The sequence below is a fragment of the Algoriphagus sp. NF genome, assembly GCF_028823735.1.
Taxonomy (GTDB): Bacteria; Bacteroidota; Bacteroidia; order Cytophagales; family Cyclobacteriaceae; genus Algoriphagus; species Algoriphagus marincola.
The window spans coordinates 85502-103152 of the sequence record NZ_JAPEIB010000010.1; the positions used below are offsets into that span (position 1 = coordinate 85502).

The window sequence follows — 17651 nt, forward strand, 5'->3', positions numbered from 1 at the left end:
CCAAATCTAATAAAAATGATTAAATTATAAACATTAAAATGTCAATAATATTAACAAAAAGTCATGAAGGGGAAGCGAAGTATTGCGCATATGGATTTGGATACATTTTTCGTGTCGGTGGAGCGGCTTTTTGATAGTCGACTCGACGGGAAACCCATACTGATCGGGGGTTCGAGTGACCGGGGAGTGGTCGCCTCCTGCAGTTACGAGGCAAGGAAGTTTGGGGTGCACTCGGCCATGCCTATGCGGACAGCCCGGCAACTCTGCCCCGAGGCCATCATTGTCAAGGGGGATTTTGAGAAATACAGCCAAAAATCACATGAGGTCACCGAGATCATCCAAGAATCTGTTCCGCTCTTCGAAAAGTCCTCTATCGATGAGTTCTACATCGATCTGACTGGGATGGACCGCTTTTTCGGTTGCTTCAAACTCGCTCACGAACTCCGGCAGCGTATCATCCGAGAGAGCGGACTGAACATTTCCATGGGGCTGTCGGAAAACAAAACCGTCTCCAAAGTGGCCACCGGCGAAGCCAAGCCCAACAATGAAAAGCAGGTACCCAATGGAGAGGAAAAACCCTTTCTTGCCCCCCTATCCGTGCGAAAAATCCCCATGATCGGGGAGAAAACCTCCCAAACGCTTTATAATATGGGTGTCAAAAAGGTCCATACCCTGCAGCAAATGCCCTCTCAATTGCTGGAAGCAACTTTTGGGAAAAATGGGAAGATGATCTGGGAAAAAGCGAATGGCATCGACCGTAATCCGGTTATCCCCTACTCCGAAGCCAAGTCGGTTTCTTCTGAAAATACCTTCGAAGAAGATACCATCGATGTCAAGATGCTAGAAGCGACCCTAGTGGCGATGACCGAGCAACTCGCCTCCAAGCTTCGTCAGAAGGGGCAACTCACCGCCTGTGTGAGTGTGAAGATCCGCTATTCGGACTTCGAGACGCACAGCATGCAGCAGCGGATTCCCTACACTTCGGCAGATCATAGCATCCTGCCTGTGGTGAAGGAGCTTTTCCGCAAACTCTACAGCCGCCGACTACTCATCCGACTGATCGGGGTGCGCTTCAGTAGCCTGGTCTATGGCAATTATCAAATCAAACTCTTCGAAGACAGCCAAGAACAGATCAATCTCTACCAAGCCCTAGACCGACTCAATGTCAAGTACGGCGACAAAACCGTCTGCCGGGCCGTGGCCATGGGTGTAGGGAGGAGAAGATTTAATCCTTTTAATGGGATGGAGGTGTAGTTAATTTTGGATAGCTTTTTTACAATTTGGTAATCGTATTCCCAAACTGTAAAAATATGGTAGATTGATAACCCTCACTTTTAAATCAAAAATTCAAGATAGTTTTCTCGATGAACCACCTGAAATTCGGTTTCGGGATACGCTTCAGCAAAACCCAAGGGAAGTCTTGCCCTCCGTTCAGGATTCCATTTTGCCTCAAAGGCATAGAGCTTCCCTCCTCGCTCTTCCAACCAATCCAATTCCTTGCCCGTGGTGGTTCGCCAGAAGTAGACATTCGTCGGAATCCGGTGATAGGCCAAATACTTCATACGCTCGCTGATGATGAAGTTTTCCCAAAGTGCACCCACATCCGCACGAAGTGCTACCGAATTGAAATTATTAATAATGGCATTTCGGATGCCATTATCCCAAAAGTAAATCTTACGGCTTTTCTTGATTTCCCTTCGCATATTCCGGCTGAATGAGTTCAATCGAAAGATCACAAACGCCTTTTCTAGCAAGTCCAGGTACTTCTCGGCGGTTCCCTTATCGATCCCGATGGTATTCCCCAAGTCATTGTAGGTAACCTCCGAGCCCACTTGCAAAGCCAAGGCGAGCAGTAGCTTTTGAAGAATTGCAGGTTTTCGAACCTCTTCCAAACTCAGCAAATCTTTGTACAGGTAACTGCTAGTTATCTCTCCCAAAGCCTCTTGCGCATCGGCAGGAAGATTGATCACCTCCGGATAAAATCCATAAATAAGCCGGTCTTCTAAGAGCCGCTTCTCCTCACGCTCGGAAGTATGTCGGCACAATTCTTCCGTGGAAAATGGATAAAGCTGAAATTCTCGCTTTCGTCCAGTGAGCGGTTCATTGATGGTATTGGCTAAATCCAAAGCAGAGGAACCGGATGCGATCACCTGCACTTCCGGAAAATTATCGATGAGCAATTTTAATGTTAGCCCAATATTTCGAACTCGCTGGGCTTCATCAATAAATACAAGCTTCCGATCTCCGATCAACGATTGGAGGGAAGTCATCGTCGCTTCTTGCAAGCTCAGCCGGTCGTCTATATTATCACAATTCAACCACAAATCTTCTATATTCAGCTGCTTTAAAAGTTGACGCATGAGCGTAGTTTTCCCAACTTGACGTGGACCCACGACCAGTAAAAGCTTTCCTTGATGGATTCGTTTGAGCAATTCTGTCTCAATGATTCGATGGATCATGAATCAAAAATATGTATTTTATCGATCGTAACCGAAAATAAACATGCAATTTTTCGATTACGATCGAGAAATATCAAATTATTGATCAAAAAGAATTGACTCCTACTCTACGAATACCGTTGCTTTCTCACCTTTTTCAAGATTGATTTTGCCGATTTTACTCGGAATGCTCAGCCAAGCCCGATCTTCCAGACTTCCCGTCAGCTCCCCGATCCTTCCTTTGAGAAATAATTGACCATTACGAAAATCTAGGGTCACCTGATCGAGTTCGCTTAATTGCAACTCGTGTTCAGGGCTTTGGAAAGCCAAAGAATCCATGCTCAGATTTTCCAAGATCAGCCTGCTCTCATCCAAGACTTGAATCTCTCTGAGACTTTTCACTTTCAACAGGAAGCTCCCATTGGAGGCCTGCTGTAGCTGATCAATGTGTAACGTATCGTTGGTAACACGATACTTTTTAATCGGCTCTGATTTGGGAGGCTTTACATCCCCTCCGTGAATCGTAATGTATTCCAAATAGGTAGAGTCAGCCAGCACTATTTTCAAATAACTGGAGTTTTGAATTTTTACTACCGAAAAATCATTCAATTCGAACTTTTCTCTCCGAACTTCATCTACAATTGAATAATTTTTTTGGGGAGTCATGGCGAAAGAAACAACCAGACTAATCACCAAGGTAATCCATAAAAAACTTAGATATCCAATAATTATTTTATTGCTCTTTTTCATTTTTTAGCATCATTTGAGTGGATAACTGCAAGAAGTGATTCAAGATCTTCTGAATTGAGTTGTAAAACCTGAATCTGATGAATGATCGGAGGCAAAGTCTCTGTAAAGAACTCTTTTCGCTGAATGCTCAGCAGGGTTGATTTGGCTCCAGGAGACACAAAAAAGCCTATGCCACGCTTATTTTCCAGAATGCCCTCCTCCTCCATCAGCGCATAGCTACGCATGACTGTATTTCGATTGACTTCGATATCTGCGGCAAGTTCCCGTACAGATGGAATTTTATCTCCAGGCTGCAACTTCCCGGTGAGTATCTGATCGACCATCCAATCCCGGATCTGCAGAAAGATGTTTTTATGTTCGCTAAAGTCCATCTTATACCTGCTTTTCTTTCAGTTTGAAATAAGCCACCACATAGGATAAAACCACCGCTAGCCAAATCCAGATAGCTGACATAATGATTATCAAAGGCGTATCAGGGAGCAATTCAGGTTGATCAACCTTGAGGAATTCATATTTCACTTGTCCATTTATAGATATAGATAAAGTTCCCGGATCCATGATCCATGATAAAGCGATAGAAGTCGCACTGATTGCCAAGTAAACCACAAAAAGGCTGAATGGCATCCAGATAAAATTATACTTTCCAAAAATCAAACTTCCAGCCCAAATCAAAGATGGAATCAGAGCAAAAAGACCCAATAAAATCAACTTCACAAAAAATAACTGCTCTCCGAAATCTTCTATCAGCCAGAATTCCTTCCATTCCAAAACCCCTATGTAATCTATGGTGACATTTGTAAAAAAAATCGGACCAAACAATTGGAATAAGCCCAAACCTAAATTAGAAGCTATCCAAAAGATAATGGGATAAATAATTAACAAGCCTGCCATCTTAATTGAAAGCTCGACTATATATTTTTCTGCTATGCTAGCCGGTAGCATCAAATAGCTTTTTGCATTTTGAGGATTTCGTAGAGCTAGGAAGCTTTGTCCCACCCAAAGCAAACAAATGACAAAATATCCACTGAGAAAAATGCCATGAACATAACCTGTTTCGAAGGTAAGATAGCCATGATTGGAAAATAGGATCAATTGGTAAACCAAAATAATCAACCCAATAAACCCGAATATGGCGGTCAAATATGTCGTTTTATAGGTAGCCCAATAATATTGTAGAAGCCAACCCATTCGGGTCAAGCTGATAGCTTTAGCTGTTTTCATGCCGTCAAGGAATTAGTTTTTGAAAGAAAAGAAGCTATTGGAACACCTGAGGTGACCCCTTCAAAGAGTAATTCTAGGTTCACTACCGTTTGGGCTTGAGTAGTTCGTTCCTGAATGAATTGAACTCCCAAAGTCGATGACTGGGAATAAATCGCACCAGAAACTTCCGATTGACTGACACCAAAATGAAGCGAGTCAGCTAAGTCGCTAAGGTCTGCATCCAGTTTGATTTGCCCTTGATCCAAAATCATCACCCGGTACAATGTATTCTCCAAGTCCCGAATCAAATGCGTGGCAATTACCACTGTCTGATCTTCACTTAGCACTGAAATCAGTTCCTTACGGAATGCTGATTTACTCGAAATATCCAAGCCATTCGTCGGCTCATCCAGCAGAATCAGGGCACAACCCGAACTCAAGGCCATCGCCAATCCAACTTTTTTCTGCTGACCAAAAGACAGGTTTTTTATTTTTTCCTGTGAATCAACTTCAAATCGATCTAGCAACCGGGTGAAAATCTCAGAATCAAACCGTGGATAAAAAGGCTGTAAAATCTGTTGATACCGCTCAGCAGACAAGTGTCCGGGAAGAAAGTTTTCATCCGGTACGAAAAAGACCTCGCTTAGAAAAGTCTGATTCCTTTGCTCCGGAGAAAAACCCAAAACAGACACCTGACCCGAATTTGGAAATAATAAACCCGCCAAAATTCGGAGAAAGCTAGACTTCCCCGCTCCATTTTTACCAAGCATCCCAATGATATTGCCAGTCCTGCTTTCCCAGTTTAATTGGGAAAAAAGTTGGGATTTTTTTGAATAGGAAAAATCCAAGTTTTGTACCTGAATCATAAGCAGTGTATTAGTGTCATAGTGTATTATGACACTAAAATACAAAAACAAAATATTAATCCAAATCGAAAGGAAATTTTTAAAAAAAAACAAAAACAACGCAACCAAAGATTGAATCAGATATTGGAAGAAAAAGAGAACCGCCTTTTTCCAAAAAAAAGGTGAAACCGAATACAATGAGCTAATTCAACAGTATTGTACCACCATTTCTCCTCCATTAAAAAGCTTTAAACTTTCGTGACTTTTTCGTGATACTCTTCGGCCAATTTTGACTCAAATCAAAACCAATAAAATCATGAAAAAAGTAATGCTACTCTTTTACATCGCCTTCTTGGGAATTGTCTCATGCACGGAAGACAGGGATCCGGTTGTCATCGACCCTACCCAACCGACAGGAAGTCTGACAGTCCTTCGATCTGGAACTTTCATCGATCAAAATAATGCAGGATCCAGTGGGACTGCCAGCTTGGGTACCGATACACAGGGAAAAGAATTTTTAAGATTCGATGGGGCATTTAATACGGCCTTGGCTACAGGAACTGTCACCGTCTTTCTATCCACTTCAATGGAATTTATGCCTGATCCAGCCAATGGAAACCCCAATCTCTTACCACTTGGACCAGTAAGAATGGCTGGTGAGAATTTCTTTGCAATCCCAGCAGGCATGTCCACTTCCAAATACACCCACGTCATCCTTTGGTGCGGTTCTGTGGGCGTTCCTTTTGGCTATGCAAATCTCAACTAAGTCATGATGCTCACTCAAAAAGGAAGCTTGTTCCGAATCCTTGGAATCGGATTGAGCTTCTTGATTTCCTGCAATACTGGCTTTGCCCAAAGCGGATGGACCAAGGAAAAAGGTGAAGGATTCTACCAGCTAAGCTTCAATCGCTTTAGCTCTTCGGATTATTTCACGCTTGGAGGAGAAAAACTCAGTACAAATACCTTCACCCAAAATTCAATGGTTTTCTATGGAGAATACGGCTTGACCGAACGCTTCTCCTTGATCGCCAACTGGCCCCTTCAAATTTGGAATGGGTTTAATACCACGGAAACGGTCAGCGGCTTGGGTGATTTGAGGTTGGAGTTTAAGCATTCCTTACTAAAAAAGTACTTGCCTTTGGCCATTTCTATCGCTCCGGAAATCCCAATTGGTCGTGCTAACAATTTTGCCCAAAGTACTCTCAACGACTTTGAATCCATCAATCTGCCTTCAGGAGATGGAGAATTTAATGTATGGACAACCCTTTCAACCTCTTTTGCCTTGCCTAATATACCACTATATGGAAGCATTTTCGGTTCCTACAATTTCAGGACTTCCTATGAAAATGTATCCTTCTCAGACCAAGTTGCGATCGGAATCGAACTAGGCTATCAAATCGCAGGGAAAGTCTGGGTCAATGGCCGACTCCAGGGGCTCAATTCAGTAGATGATGTCTTGGTAGCAACGGACTTTGTTCGGGGAGACGGTACGGAATATACCAGCTACAGTTTTGGTGCATCGGTACCGGTTTATCAAGATTTTCATCTTTCTCTGAACTATAGAAACTTTGCCGATTTCCTTTACTCACGGAAAAATCTCTATTCGGCAGCTACTTTTTCGATTGGAATCTATTATCAAGTAAAACCCAAAACCAATGAATAAAGCAGACAAATCCTTTACTCAACCCAATTTCCCTCAGCTTCTTCGATTTCAAAAAGGAGAGCAGATATTGGGGCAGGGAAAACTCTTCCAAGGCTATTTTCTCATTAAATCCGGCTTGGTCAAAACTGTCCGCTACCAAGAATCCGGAAATAGCACACTACTCTCTATCAAAGATCAGGGTGAATTTCTGGGCGAATTTCATGAAGAGCATACAGAGAAAAGACTCTCCTATTCAGCATTTGCCATGGAAGACAACACGCTAGTAGAGAAAATACAAATGGAGGAACATCCCAACTTAAAGCTAATGCGGATCATTCAAACTTTACAGGAAGAAATCCACACTGCAAGGCTTCGACTGGAGCGGATGTTGTTCCAAGATGCAGAATTCAGAATCATCTCTGTGCTAAAAGATCTTGGAGAGCGGTTTGGAGAAAAATACGGGGATGAAACCCTCCTCAAACTCCCTTTAACACATGAAGAACTTGCCAAGTTGACGGATACCAGCCGTCAGACTGTAACGACTATCCTTTCTGGCTTAAAAGCCCAAAATAAAATCAATTACAGCCGGGGAAGAATTCTTTTCCGAAATATTCATCAACTCAAAACTCCCAACTTATGAAAACTCTAATTCAAATATTTGTAGTCTCCTTCCTTTCCTTGATCCTTTCCTGTTCCTCAGAATCCATGGAGCCCATTCCCCCCGACGACTCTAATCAAGTCGGTGAAAACTTTGAGATTTTGAGAACTGGAACGCTTAGTGCTCAAAGTTCAACTAATACCCGTGGCATGGTGCAATTGATCCAGGATGATGAGAATAAGTTTTTCATTCGGTTATCAGATGATTTTACAACAAAATTCAGCACAGGTACAGTGACTGTTTACCTTTCTACCAGTCAATCTCTAAACCTAAATAATGCCTCCACCTTTCAATTGGTATCGATTGTGGGAAAATCTGGAGAGCACTTTTTTTCCCTTCCGGGAATGCCAGATGAAAAATTTACCTATGGAATTATTTGGTGTGGAGCCGCTGGAATCCCTTTTGGTTTTGCACTTATGGAATGACAAAAGTTTTAAATCATCTCCTAGCCAAAAAGCATCCGTTTAGATTGAACAGAGGCTTTTTTATTTTTTTAAAAGACTTTATGCAGGCAAAACAAATTCAAATTCTGTGTAACTCTCGGAGTCAGATGAAATGTGGATTTCGGAGCCGTGGATTTCCAGTATTTTTCGAACGATAGCCAGGCCAAGTCCTGAACCTTCAATTCCCTTCATGTCTTTATCTACTTTGTAATACCGGTCAAAAATGGAATCCAAATCTTCCTTTGGGATTCCTTCACCGGAGTTTTTTACCCGGATTTTCACTCCACCCGGTGCACTGCAGGCTTCCAATTCGATATGGCCATGATCCGGTGTGTACTTCACAGCATTATCCAATAAATTCTGAATCACTCGGTCAATCAAATACAAATCAGCCTCCACAAAAGGCAAATTCGCACAGATACTGGAACTGATAGCAATATCTTTGGATTGGGCTAAGAGTTCGTATTTCAAACTGGAATCCACCAATAATTCCTGGATTTTCAACTTCTCCTTTTTTACCTGCATTTGTCCCGACTCCAGTTTGGAAAGGTCAAATAGATCCGTTACCAGTTTGGTCAATTTATCAACCGAATTGAGAATAATTTTGTAATAACCACGCTTTTCATCCGGGGTCAATTTTTCATCCCGAATCTGAAGGGTTTCCACATAGCCATTAATAATCGCCAGAGGATTTCGCAAGTCATGGGATACATTGGCGATCAATTCCCGACGAAGCGCATCTACATTTTTGAGTTCCTCAATATTATCCAGAATGGTATCTGCCATGGAATTAAAGGTTTTGCCTAGCAAAGCCAAATCAGAATTGGAGGTAGACTGAGGCACTCTGGCTTGCATATCTCCTTCTTTGAATGCTTCCACTGCCACGACTACTTTTCGAAGGTGTCTAGTCCACCAAGCTATCAAAACCAAGCCAATTAAAAGACCTACGATCAAGGTGATGAGGATGGAGTTCAGCGTCAGTCCTAGCCAATAAGAACCCAATAAATCGGAGCTGATAGTATCGAATTTTTCACTTTCCAAGGTAATGTAGACATAACCTTGGAGTTCCCCATTTTCATAAACTGGCGCTGCGGAAAACACTGAAGTTGTACCGGGATTTCTCGGATTATCACCCAAAACAAATTCGCTTCCTCCTTCAGAAATAAATTGTTCCACTGGTTCTATATCAACAGCCTTCAGCTTGACCAATTGATCCAACACTACATAGGATAATATCTCCCCTTTCGGATTCAACAAATACACCTCGATTCCAGGATTAACGGCCATCATGGAATGCATAATGACTCCTAAGGCCTCTTCGTCAATTTTGCCATCTTGAAAGGGGTTGACTTCCTTGATTAAATAAGAAGCCACTTCCGCATTGAGTTTTTGGGTAGTTTCCTGAAAATAGCGCTGGGCATTTTTAGCAGTAATCAGGATATATGAAGCTCCAACCAAGAGTAATACCAGAATTAGGGAAAGCGATAATCTCCAATAAAGACTTTTCATAATTTTCGGGGGTTAGAGTTCGTCATTGAAGCGATAGCCTACGCCCCAAGTAGTTAAGATGTAGGAAGGATTGTTTGGATCCGATTCGATTTTGGATCGAAGGCGATTAATATGTGCATTCACAGTATGTTCATACCCACTGAAATCATAGCCCCAAATCAATTCCAGCAGCTCCCCTCTGGAATAGCTTCTCCCGGGATTTTTTGCCATGAGATACAAAAGGTCAAACTCTTTTGGAGTCAGCTCTACTCTTTTTTGATCAAATTGAACTTTTCGTTTTTCTATATCGATTTCTAACAGCCCCTGATAAATGAGCGTTTTTTCTTTTTTTAATGCTAAAAGCTGGATCTCCTGTCTACGAAGAATTGCCTTAACCCGAGCTAGAAATTCCCGGATTTTAAAGGGTTTGGTCAAATAATCGTCTGCTCCAGACTCCAGCCCCATGACTTTGTCAATTTCCTCTGATTTGGCTGTTAGCATCAGGATTGGAGTAAAAATTTCCAAAGCACGGAGCCGTTGACAGATCTGAATCCCATTCATCTCAGGAAGCATCACATCTAAAATAATTAGATCGAATTCCCCTTTTTGGGCCAATTCGAAGCCTTTTTTACCATTATCAGTCACCTGCACTGCATAACCATCATCCTTTAAGTGAAGCTGAAGCAATTCATTGATATTGGGATCATCTTCTACGATAAGTATCTTTTTCATATTTTCGGAATGAGCCGAAAAATAACCCCAAAAGATCACGAAAGTATCACAGGACTGAAAATCCTTGTCTTTAGAAAAAAACAATTGACCACTTCATGTTGTCTTAATTTCAAACTCTTTGTCTTACCCACTCCAAAATCAACGTCAATACCTCTTCTCTGTCCAAATCATTGAGCAATTCATGATAAGCCCCTTCAAAAATCTGATGACTTTTATCCTGTGAAGGTGAATTATCATAAAGTAAGCGCGAGCCCTCAGGATTGGTCAGCCGGTCTGCTGTCCCATGCATAATCAAAAAAGGAAAATCGAATTCACTAGCATTAGATTGAATATACCGCATCATTTGAAGCAGTTCGTAACCTGTCCTAACAGGGATTTTATCCTGATAAACCAAGGGATCCTTTTTGTATTTTTCTACCTCCTCGGGAATCCGAGAAACACCCTCAATATCTAATGCCAAGGCTTTCAGTTTTGGGGCGATTTTATTCAAGATTCCAGAAATCGCTACCAAAAGCGGCGAGGTACCAGCAGCTTCCTTGATAGCTGGAGCTGATAGAATAACCCCGTTGGTTTCAGGTTTATACCTTAGTGCATAGGCTGCCGCCAATCCCCCACCCATGCTATGTCCGAAGATAAAAGTTGGAACACCGGGCGCATAGGCCTTCACTTTCCCATACAAGGCATGAATATCTTCCAAATAAGTCTGATAAGAATCAAAATAAGCACTGGGACTGGGAAGATCTGACTTTCCATGACCTCTTCCATCAAAGGTAAAAACTGCCACACCCAGCTCTCCTAGCCCATTTACCAAAGATTCATATCTTCCGCTGTGCTCACCAAGACCATGAATAAGCAATAAAGCCGCTTTGGGTTGATCTGGCATCCAGGCCTGAAGATAAAGTTTCACTCCATCTGGGGATTGGTAACTTGTTTCGAGATGATTCATGGCTTTAATTTTTTGGAAAATGGAAATTACAAAATATTCATTTCCTTTCTGGAAGCCTGATAGGTTTGCATTTGGCCTAGTTTAAAAAAACCTTGTGACCGCTTCAAAAAAAGCGTACGAAGTGGCTACAAAAGCCATTTCTGTTCGAAAACGAGTACTTCTTTTTAATCCTGAAATTAAACCGATGGACAGGAAAAAAGCCCTGAAATCATAAAAATCCCAAAAGCCGGAACCCAAAACTGTTTTCTGTAGTATCTGATGTAACTATGTCGCATTAAGGTTTTGCTGCTCATACGGAGAGTAAGGCTTTTCTTATAGTTTAGTTGATCAAGACATGGTAAAGAAAGCTCCTTGCGGAGCTTTCTTTTTTTAAGCTGCATTTCGTGCTGCATTGATGATTCCAAACATGCTTCGCAAAATCAATTTTTGAAGCGTTTTATCATCTTTACCCTCTTCGAGCATGGTTTGAATAGCATATTGCTGAATGGTGATTAGGGGCAAGACTATTCGCTCACGGATGGAAATGGATGTGCGGCTCACCGGATTGTCTCTCATTAGCTCTTCCATCTCAGCCACTTGCTTGATAGCAGCGATAGATCGCTGATATTCCTCGTACATGAGTTCCCAAAATTCACCATAATCCTTATTCTCTTTAAGGTAAGCAGTAGCGGGGTAAAAGCATTTGTTCAAAGATTGCATAGAGTTACCTAGCAGAGTCCTGAAGAATAAACTGCGCTGATATAAATCTCTGAGCTCAGCAATTCTACCCTGACCTTCCAATTCAGAAATCGCCGCTCCTACACCGTAGAATCCAGGAATATTCTGCTTCATCTGCGCCCAAGAACCCACAAAGGGAATAGCACGAAGGTCTTCAAATTTCAATCCATCTGATTTGCCCCGCTTCAAAGGTCTTGAACCAATATTGGTCATTCCAAAAAACTTGAGCGGGGTCACATGCTCTAGATATGGTACAAACTTGGGATGGTTTTTAAATTCTTTGTAGGCTTCATAGCCTCTATCAGCTAGCTCTGAAATAAGTACACGCTGGCTTTCTGAAAGGTTTCGCTCTTCATCTGAGTACAGGTGGTTTTCCAAACCTGCACTTAATAATTGCTCAAAATTGTAAACGCAAGAAGCCTGCTTTCCATAATTGGCCGAGATGGTTTGACCCTGAATCGTCACTTGGATTTCTGCATTTTCTACCCGCTCTCCAAGGGAAGCATAGAAATTATGCATATTACCTCCTCCTCGGGCTGGCGGTCCACCACGCCCGTCAAAAAAGACTACTTCAATGCCATTTTCCCGGGAAACCCGAGTCATTTCCTCTTTTGCTCTCAAGATAGACCAATTGGCCTTGAGATAGCCACCGTCTTTGGTTCCGTCCGAAAAGCCCAACATGATCGTTTGCTTATTTCCTCTGTGTTGAAGGTGTTTTTGATAGACAGGAAGTTTATAAAGGAAAGACATAATTTCCGGTGCCGCTGCTAAATCATCGACTGTTTCAAAAAGAGGCACAATATCCAAATTCATCCCTTTATCATCTGAGTCAAGACTAAGTTTGGTCAGTTGAAAAACCTCCAAAAGATGTTTTACTGATTGACAGTTGGAAATGATATATCGGTGTAAGGCATCCTGACCATTCCTGTCTTGAATGGTACCAATACTTTGAATAGAACTAAGCATTTCCTGATGAAACTCATCTTTGAACTTCTCTACTTTTGGCAGGGATTTTAATGATAAAATTTGGTCAATTTGAGCCTTTTCATCTTCCTCCCAAGATTGCCCCTCAATTTGTAAAAGTTCGTCCCAAAGTCCATCATGCTTACGGCTATCTTGCCGCATATCCATGTAGGAAAAATGAAAACCGAAAATCCGAACCTTCAAGATGAATTCATCCAGAAGCTCCAAAAATAGCCCATCATGATATTTGATCAGCGCTTCTCTTGCAGTCAGCAATTCTCCTAAAAGCTCCTCGGCACTGTTATATATCGGTTTTTCTTCAAATAAGGTCACATAAATACCGCGCTCTACCCGGAGCATTACCTCCTCCACATGTTTGAAAGTCAGTCGGCGTCGGAGTTTTCTAAGATCTCGATAATAACAGCGAAGAATCCATTTTTTTAATCTTTCGGCTACTTTGAGCGTAGTCTCGTGGGTGACAAATGGATTCCCATCCCTATCACCTCCCGGCCAAAACCCAATTTTCAATAAACCCGGGTTTTCCCAAGTATGTAGAGGTTGCTCCAGGCTTTTTAGCAGACGAATCATGATATCAGAAATGCTTTGGTAAAAGACGTTTTCAAGATACCAAATCAAGCTCACTGCTTCATCAAAAGGAGATGGCTTTTCCCGATTGATAAAGCCAGTTTTACCCAGCTGCTGCAGAAGCAAGTTGATACGGCCAATATCATCATGTCGGATAGCATCTTCCAGATCCGTGATAATTCCAAGAACATTCCCGGGGTAAAATTGTGTTGGGTGGGCTGTCAAAGTCAAACGCACGGAAAAAGTCTTTAACTTTTCAATTAAAGCTTCTTTTTTCCGGTCGCCCTCTGCCCTTGTAATCAAGGCTTTGATCGATCCTTTTCCTCCCAAATCATTGATTTTTTCATAAGCTGCATCTTCGATGGAATCAAATAAAACCACCTGACGCTCTACGTACTGAATCATTTGGAAAAGGAGATCGCTGCGTTCTTTCTCAGAATTATTTGGCATCATCTCCTTGAAAAATCCCTCTATGATTGCTCGGGGAGATTTACCTTCTTCAAAACCTTTCGTACAGGAAGTTGCCAATAAAGGAAGCATAGTGCCTGTTCGAAAAATATGATCAAAAGGAAGATCCAGAAAAAGTGAATTATAAATAGTAAATCGCTTGGCAACTTCAGTCTCGTAGGGTGTTTGCATATTATTTGGTTTGTAAAGCTTGCTCAAATTACGAATTTTTCTGCTTTTTGGCTAAATTTTTACCAATTCATCAATTCCAAAGTCGATTTATTTAGCATTAATCAGCCGAGCAAAGCTCCTTTCGATTATTTACTTTTTTCGTACTTTCCCAGATGAAAAACATCTTAGTAGCCTCCTTAATCTTAGCGACTTTTTCCTGTGCAGAGGAATCAAAAATCGAAATTGAAAAAAGTATGAAATATAACTTTCTAGTAGGCAGTTATACAGATAGTTCAGAAGAAGGGATCGGATTATTGAGCTTCAATCCAGAAGATCAGGCAATTGCTTATAAGACGATTGCACCGGGAGTCAGTAATCCCTCTTTTGTTCTTGAATCTGGAGAATTTGTTTTTTCTGTAGAAGAAAATGAAAATGGGGCTTTAAAGTCTTTCAGCTGGAACGAAGAAAAATCGCAGCTTTTTCAGATCGACAGCCTATTCAGCAGAGGAGCACATCCCTGTCATATTGCAGAGAAAGATGGGATTTTGGCCGTCAGTAATTACAGCGGTGGAAATTTTTCCATTTACCGATTAGCTCCCAAAGGGCGCTTAGAATACCTTCAATCGATCCAACACTCTGGTAACAGTATCAACCAAAGCAGACAGGAATCTGCTCATGTTCATAGTGCAAATTTCAGCCCTGATGGGAGATTTTTGCTTGTTGCTGATTTGGGAACCGATCACATTTATACCTATCAAATTGACAGAAATAATCCGGAGCCAGTCAGCCTTTTGTCAAAAACGGCCATGACTCCTGGAGATGGCCCTCGACACTTGGTATTTTCCCCAAATGGAGATGAAGTTTATGTGGTTCAAGAACTGACTGCCACTTTAGAGGTTTTTGCTTTTCAGGATGGAAACCTCACCAGTCAGCAAAAGCTGTCACTTTTAGAACCAAACTTTAAAGGAGCTGTGGGAGCAGCGGAAGTTCGAGTTTCAAAAAATGGAAAATTCATCTACGCCTCCAACCGTGGTGACGCGAATACAATTTCTGTCTTTGCAAAGACCGAAGAAGGTCCATTTGAAACGGTGCAGCATATTTCAAGTGGTGGGAATATGCCCAGAAACTTTTCACTGACAGCCGATGAAAAATACCTTTTGGTAGCGCATCAGGCCTCAGAAGATGTCGTTGTTTTCGAGCGAAATATCGAAAATGGCATCCTCACTCCTACCTCTATTAAAGTATCAGCGCCAAAGCCAGTATATTTATTCTCAGTAGAAAATTAATGAGGCTCTTCCCAACTCAAATCCTTTTGGTAGCGGATATGTCCAGCAGAAATTACCAGCGGTGAGTTTAGATTATTGTGGTAAAGCTGACCGGTACCTAGGCCCTGAGGTACCCTCGGATTGAATTTCGAAGCTAATTGTGCGATCGCATTCAGACCGATATTGCTTTCCAAAGCAGAAGTCATCCACCAACCAATCGCTCGTTTTTTTGCCTCTTCTATCCACTCTTCCGACTCCAAAAAGCCACCAATCAGAGTTGGTTTTAAAATAATATGCTGTGGTTTAATATGGTCTAAAAGCAATCCTTTATCCCGAATTCCTATCAATTCCTCATCTAGTGCTATGGGTAGTGGGGTCTTGGCACAAAGCTTTGACATCTCTGCCCATTGCCCTGCTGCGATGGGTTGCTCTATGCTATGGATCCCTAGCTCTGCCAATCGCTCGAGCTTGGAAATAGCCTCCATGGCACTAAAAGCGCCATTTGCATCCACTCGAAGGGTCAATTCATCCTCAGAGAAGCGTTCCCGGATATAGCGAAGCAATTCCAATTCCTGCTCAAAATCGATAGCTCCGATTTTCATTTTGATACAAGTGAAACCTTGACTGATTTTGGCATCAATTTGCTCTCGCATAAACTCTCTATCTCCCATCCAAATCAAGCCGTTGATCGGAATCGGCTTTTGCCCATCGTAGAAGTTGTTTGGGAAAAACCGCTTTTCTCCATCCTGCAAAAGGTCCATGATAGCCATCTCCAGGCCAAATCGAAGAGAAGGAAAGTCGGAAGGAACGATATCCTTTATAAAGGCCAACAAGGATTCTTGCTCCTCAGGAAAATCATAGGTTGAAAACTCATTTAAGAAATCCTGCACCTTTGCCTCAAAATCCGGTCTATCATCAACACTCAGCCTTACCAGTGGAGCAGCCTCTCCCCAGCCTATTCTGGAATCCTTTGAATTTACAGCCTTGATCCACCAAATATTGCGGGTCTTCAGTACCCCTCGGGAGGTTCCTGCGTCAAATCTAAATTTCAAAGTGCGGGGTATGAGCTGAAATTTTAAAATCATGGAAACGAATGGGTATTAAATGAGTTTGAAAGTATGAACTATATTTGCGGCCAAATTGATTGAAATCGTGCAAAAAGTAAACCTCCAAGAATACGAATATACGCTTCCTGAAGAGCGAATCGCCAAGTATCCACTTGAAAAACGGGATTCTTCCAAGCTACTTCATTACCAATCAGGAAAGATTTCCCATCATCATTTTTTTGATTTACCTGATTTTTTGGATAAAGGAACCTTGCTTGTGTACAATGATACCAAGGTGATACCCGCACGACTGATCTTTCAACGGGAGACGGGAGCTCGCATAGAAATATTTCTACTCAACCCCGTTCAGCCTACCACAGTGATTCCCGAGATCATGCTTTCGACCCAGCCAGTGACTTGGCAAACCATGATAGGTAATGCCAAAAAGTGGAAAAGCGGTGAGATTCTAAAAGGTGTGATAGAAATCCAAGGCCAAAAAGTGGTCTTAGAAGCCAAATTGGTGGATAAAGAGAATAAATGGGTAGAATTCGATTGGAATAGCGAAAGTGTACCTTTTGTAGACATCGTCGAATCAAGCGGGGAAGTCCCCCTTCCTCCTTATCTCAATCGAAAAGCGGAAGAAAGTGACAAGGACCGCTACCAAACGGTCTATTCAGAAAAGGAAGGAGCTGTAGCGGCACCGACTGCCGGACTTCATTTTACTGAAGAAGTTTTTAAAAATCTTCGCAAAAAGGGAATCCAAGAAGCTCAAGTTACATTACACGTGAGTGCAGGGACCTTTCAGCCTATCAAAGTGGATGATGTGACTGCCCATCCTATGCACAGTGAGCAAATTCACCTTCAAAAATCAACCATTGAAAAGCTTTTGAATCAGGAAGGCCCAATTGTGGCAGTGGGTACCACCTCAGTCCGTACACTTGAAAGCCTGTATTGGTATGGGGTCCAGCTTTTGGAAAACAAGGGCACTGCTTTTCAAGTCGCTAAGTTGATTCCCTATGATACAAGAGAGAGTCTGCCTTCAAAGAATGAATCCCTTCAAGCAGTTTTGAATCAAATGGAGGCAGAAGGAAAAGTAGAAATCATGGGCGAAACAGAAATTTTCATTTTCCCCGGATATCAGTTTCAAATGATCGACGGATTGATCACGAATTTCCATCAACCGGGGACCACTTTGATGCTATTGATCGGCTCTTTGATTGGCGATGATTGGAAAAAAGTCTATCAGGAAGCCTTAGATAATGATTATCGCTTTTTGAGTTATGGTGATAGTAGTTTGCTTTGGATCAATAAATAA

Annotated in this window: 17 protein-coding genes; 7 read left to right on the forward strand and 10 right to left on the reverse strand. The window is 42.0% G+C overall.

Annotated elements, in window-relative coordinates; genetic code table 11:
- Positions 1–63 precede the first annotated feature (63 nt).
- Positions 64–1254 carry a DNA polymerase IV gene (gene dinB, locus OU792_RS06645; RefSeq protein WP_274669796.1) on the forward strand — a complete coding sequence of 397 codons (1191 nt, stop codon included), beginning with the start codon at positions 64–66 and terminating at the stop codon, positions 1252–1254.
- Positions 1255–1334: 80 nt separating this feature from the next.
- On the opposite strand, the gene OU792_RS06650 is transcribed toward dinB, so the two are convergent.
- From OU792_RS06650 to OU792_RS06670, 5 genes are all read right to left on the reverse strand, one after another.
- On the reverse strand, positions 1335–2459 hold the full coding sequence (locus OU792_RS06650) for an ATP-binding protein (RefSeq protein WP_026946661.1): 1125 nt from the start codon (positions 2457–2459) through the stop codon (positions 1335–1337).
- A 102-nt stretch (positions 2460–2561) separates the two neighbouring features.
- A complete protein-coding gene (locus tag OU792_RS06655) occupies positions 2562–3188 on the reverse strand; it encodes a hypothetical protein (protein WP_134201147.1) in 627 nt (208 codons plus the stop codon).
- Complete coding sequence (locus tag OU792_RS06660; protein ID WP_134201145.1) at positions 3185–3559, reverse strand: GntR family transcriptional regulator; 375 nt, start codon at positions 3557–3559, stop codon at positions 3185–3187. The genes OU792_RS06655 and OU792_RS06660 overlap by 4 nt, the downstream gene beginning before the upstream one ends.
- 1 nt (position 3560) lies before the next feature.
- A complete protein-coding gene (locus tag OU792_RS06665; RefSeq protein ID WP_134201143.1) occupies positions 3561–4409 on the reverse strand; it encodes a hypothetical protein in 849 nt (282 codons plus the stop codon).
- A complete protein-coding gene (locus OU792_RS06670; protein ID WP_134201141.1) occupies positions 4406–5254 on the reverse strand; it encodes an ABC transporter ATP-binding protein in 849 nt (282 codons plus the stop codon). Before OU792_RS06670 ends, OU792_RS06665 begins: the two co-directional genes overlap by 4 nt.
- A 295-nt stretch (positions 5255–5549) precedes the next feature.
- On the opposite strand from OU792_RS06670, the gene OU792_RS06675 reads away from it, so the two are divergent.
- From OU792_RS06675 to OU792_RS06690, 4 genes are read left to right on the forward strand one after another with little or no spacing between them, the layout of a single operon-like run.
- Complete coding sequence (locus OU792_RS06675; RefSeq protein ID WP_026946666.1) at positions 5550–5999, forward strand: DM13 domain-containing protein; 450 nt, start codon at positions 5550–5552, stop codon at positions 5997–5999.
- Positions 6000–6002: 3 nt separating this feature from the next.
- Positions 6003–6896, forward strand: coding sequence for a hypothetical protein (locus OU792_RS06680; RefSeq protein ID WP_134201140.1), 894 nt, complete (start codon positions 6003–6005; stop codon positions 6894–6896).
- A complete protein-coding gene (locus OU792_RS06685; protein ID WP_051260806.1) occupies positions 6889–7515 on the forward strand; it encodes a Crp/Fnr family transcriptional regulator in 627 nt (208 codons plus the stop codon). The genes OU792_RS06680 and OU792_RS06685 overlap by 8 nt, the downstream gene beginning before the upstream one ends.
- The gene (locus OU792_RS06690; protein ID WP_026946668.1) at positions 7512–7958 is read left to right on the forward strand and encodes a hypothetical protein; all 447 of its coding nucleotides are present in this window, start codon (positions 7512–7514) and stop codon (positions 7956–7958) included. Before OU792_RS06685 ends, OU792_RS06690 begins: the two co-directional genes overlap by 4 nt.
- Before the next feature lie 78 nt (positions 7959–8036).
- Here OU792_RS06690 and OU792_RS06695 read toward each other — a convergent pair whose 3' ends face one another.
- From OU792_RS06695 to OU792_RS06710, 4 genes are all read right to left on the reverse strand, one after another.
- Positions 8037–9485, reverse strand: a complete 1449-nt coding sequence (locus OU792_RS06695) for a HAMP domain-containing sensor histidine kinase (protein ID WP_134201138.1) — start codon at positions 9483–9485, stop codon at positions 8037–8039.
- Positions 9486–9497: 12 nt separating this feature from the next.
- Positions 9498–10196 (reverse strand): response regulator transcription factor, encoded by a 699-nt coding sequence (locus tag OU792_RS06700; RefSeq protein WP_134201135.1) that lies wholly within the window; start codon positions 10194–10196, stop codon positions 9498–9500.
- Between the two features lie 109 nt (positions 10197–10305).
- Positions 10306–11142 carry an alpha/beta hydrolase gene (locus OU792_RS06705; protein ID WP_274669797.1) on the reverse strand — a complete coding sequence of 279 codons (837 nt, stop codon included), beginning with the start codon at positions 11140–11142 and terminating at the stop codon, positions 10306–10308.
- 369 nt (positions 11143–11511) lie between these two features.
- Positions 11512–14046: a phosphoenolpyruvate carboxylase gene (locus OU792_RS06710; RefSeq protein ID WP_274669798.1), complete on the reverse strand. Its 2535-nt coding sequence runs from the start codon at positions 14044–14046 to the stop codon at positions 11512–11514.
- Positions 14047–14279: 233 nt separating this feature from the next.
- Here OU792_RS06710 and OU792_RS06715 point away from each other — a divergent pair, with 233 nt between their 5' ends.
- Entirely contained in the window at positions 14280–15311 is a 1032-nt protein-coding gene (locus OU792_RS06715; protein ID WP_274669799.1) for a lactonase family protein, read from the forward strand.
- Here the strand turns inward: OU792_RS06715 and OU792_RS06720 are convergent.
- Positions 15308–16342: an o-succinylbenzoate synthase gene (locus OU792_RS06720; RefSeq protein ID WP_274669800.1), complete on the reverse strand. Its 1035-nt coding sequence runs from the start codon at positions 16340–16342 to the stop codon at positions 15308–15310. The genes OU792_RS06715 and OU792_RS06720 overlap by 4 nt on opposite strands.
- Before the next feature lie 91 nt (positions 16343–16433).
- On the opposite strand from OU792_RS06720, the gene OU792_RS06725 reads away from it, so the two are divergent.
- Complete coding sequence (locus OU792_RS06725) at positions 16434–17651, forward strand: S-adenosylmethionine:tRNA ribosyltransferase-isomerase (protein ID WP_274669812.1); 1218 nt, start codon at positions 16434–16436, stop codon at positions 17649–17651.

Excerpts from the sequence above, each read along its gene's own strand:
- OU792_RS06715 (WP_274669799.1), top strand. The coding sequence starts at position 14,280 with ATGAAATATAACTTTCTAGTAGGCAGTTATACAGATAGTTCAGAAGAA.
- OU792_RS06650 (WP_026946661.1), bottom strand. The coding sequence starts at position 2,459 with ATGATCCATCGAATCATTGAGACAGAATTGCTCAAACGAATCCATCAA.
- dinB (WP_274669796.1), top strand. The coding sequence starts at position 64 with ATGAAGGGGAAGCGAAGTATTGCGCATATGGATTTGGATACATTTTTC.
- OU792_RS06695 (WP_134201138.1), bottom strand. The coding sequence starts at position 9,485 with ATGAAAAGTCTTTATTGGAGATTATCGCTTTCCCTAATTCTGGTATTA.
- OU792_RS06675 (WP_026946666.1), top strand. The coding sequence starts at position 5,550 with ATGAAAAAAGTAATGCTACTCTTTTACATCGCCTTCTTGGGAATTGTC.
- OU792_RS06710 (WP_274669798.1), bottom strand. The coding sequence starts at position 14,046 with ATGCAAACACCCTACGAGACTGAAGTTGCCAAGCGATTTACTATTTAT.
- OU792_RS06705 (WP_274669797.1), bottom strand. The coding sequence starts at position 11,142 with ATGAATCATCTCGAAACAAGTTACCAATCCCCAGATGGAGTGAAACTT.
- OU792_RS06660 (WP_134201145.1), bottom strand. The coding sequence starts at position 3,559 with ATGGACTTTAGCGAACATAAAAACATCTTTCTGCAGATCCGGGATTGG.
- OU792_RS06685 (WP_051260806.1), top strand. The coding sequence starts at position 6,889 with ATGAATAAAGCAGACAAATCCTTTACTCAACCCAATTTCCCTCAGCTT.
- OU792_RS06665 (WP_134201143.1), bottom strand. The coding sequence starts at position 4,409 with ATGAAAACAGCTAAAGCTATCAGCTTGACCCGAATGGGTTGGCTTCTA.
- OU792_RS06700 (WP_134201135.1), bottom strand. The coding sequence starts at position 10,196 with ATGAAAAAGATACTTATCGTAGAAGATGATCCCAATATCAATGAATTG.
- OU792_RS06690 (WP_026946668.1), top strand. The coding sequence starts at position 7,512 with ATGAAAACTCTAATTCAAATATTTGTAGTCTCCTTCCTTTCCTTGATC.
- OU792_RS06680 (WP_134201140.1), top strand. The coding sequence starts at position 6,003 with ATGATGCTCACTCAAAAAGGAAGCTTGTTCCGAATCCTTGGAATCGGA.
- OU792_RS06655 (WP_134201147.1), bottom strand. The coding sequence starts at position 3,188 with ATGAAAAAGAGCAATAAAATAATTATTGGATATCTAAGTTTTTTATGG.
- OU792_RS06670 (WP_134201141.1), bottom strand. The coding sequence starts at position 5,254 with ATGATTCAGGTACAAAACTTGGATTTTTCCTATTCAAAAAAATCCCAA.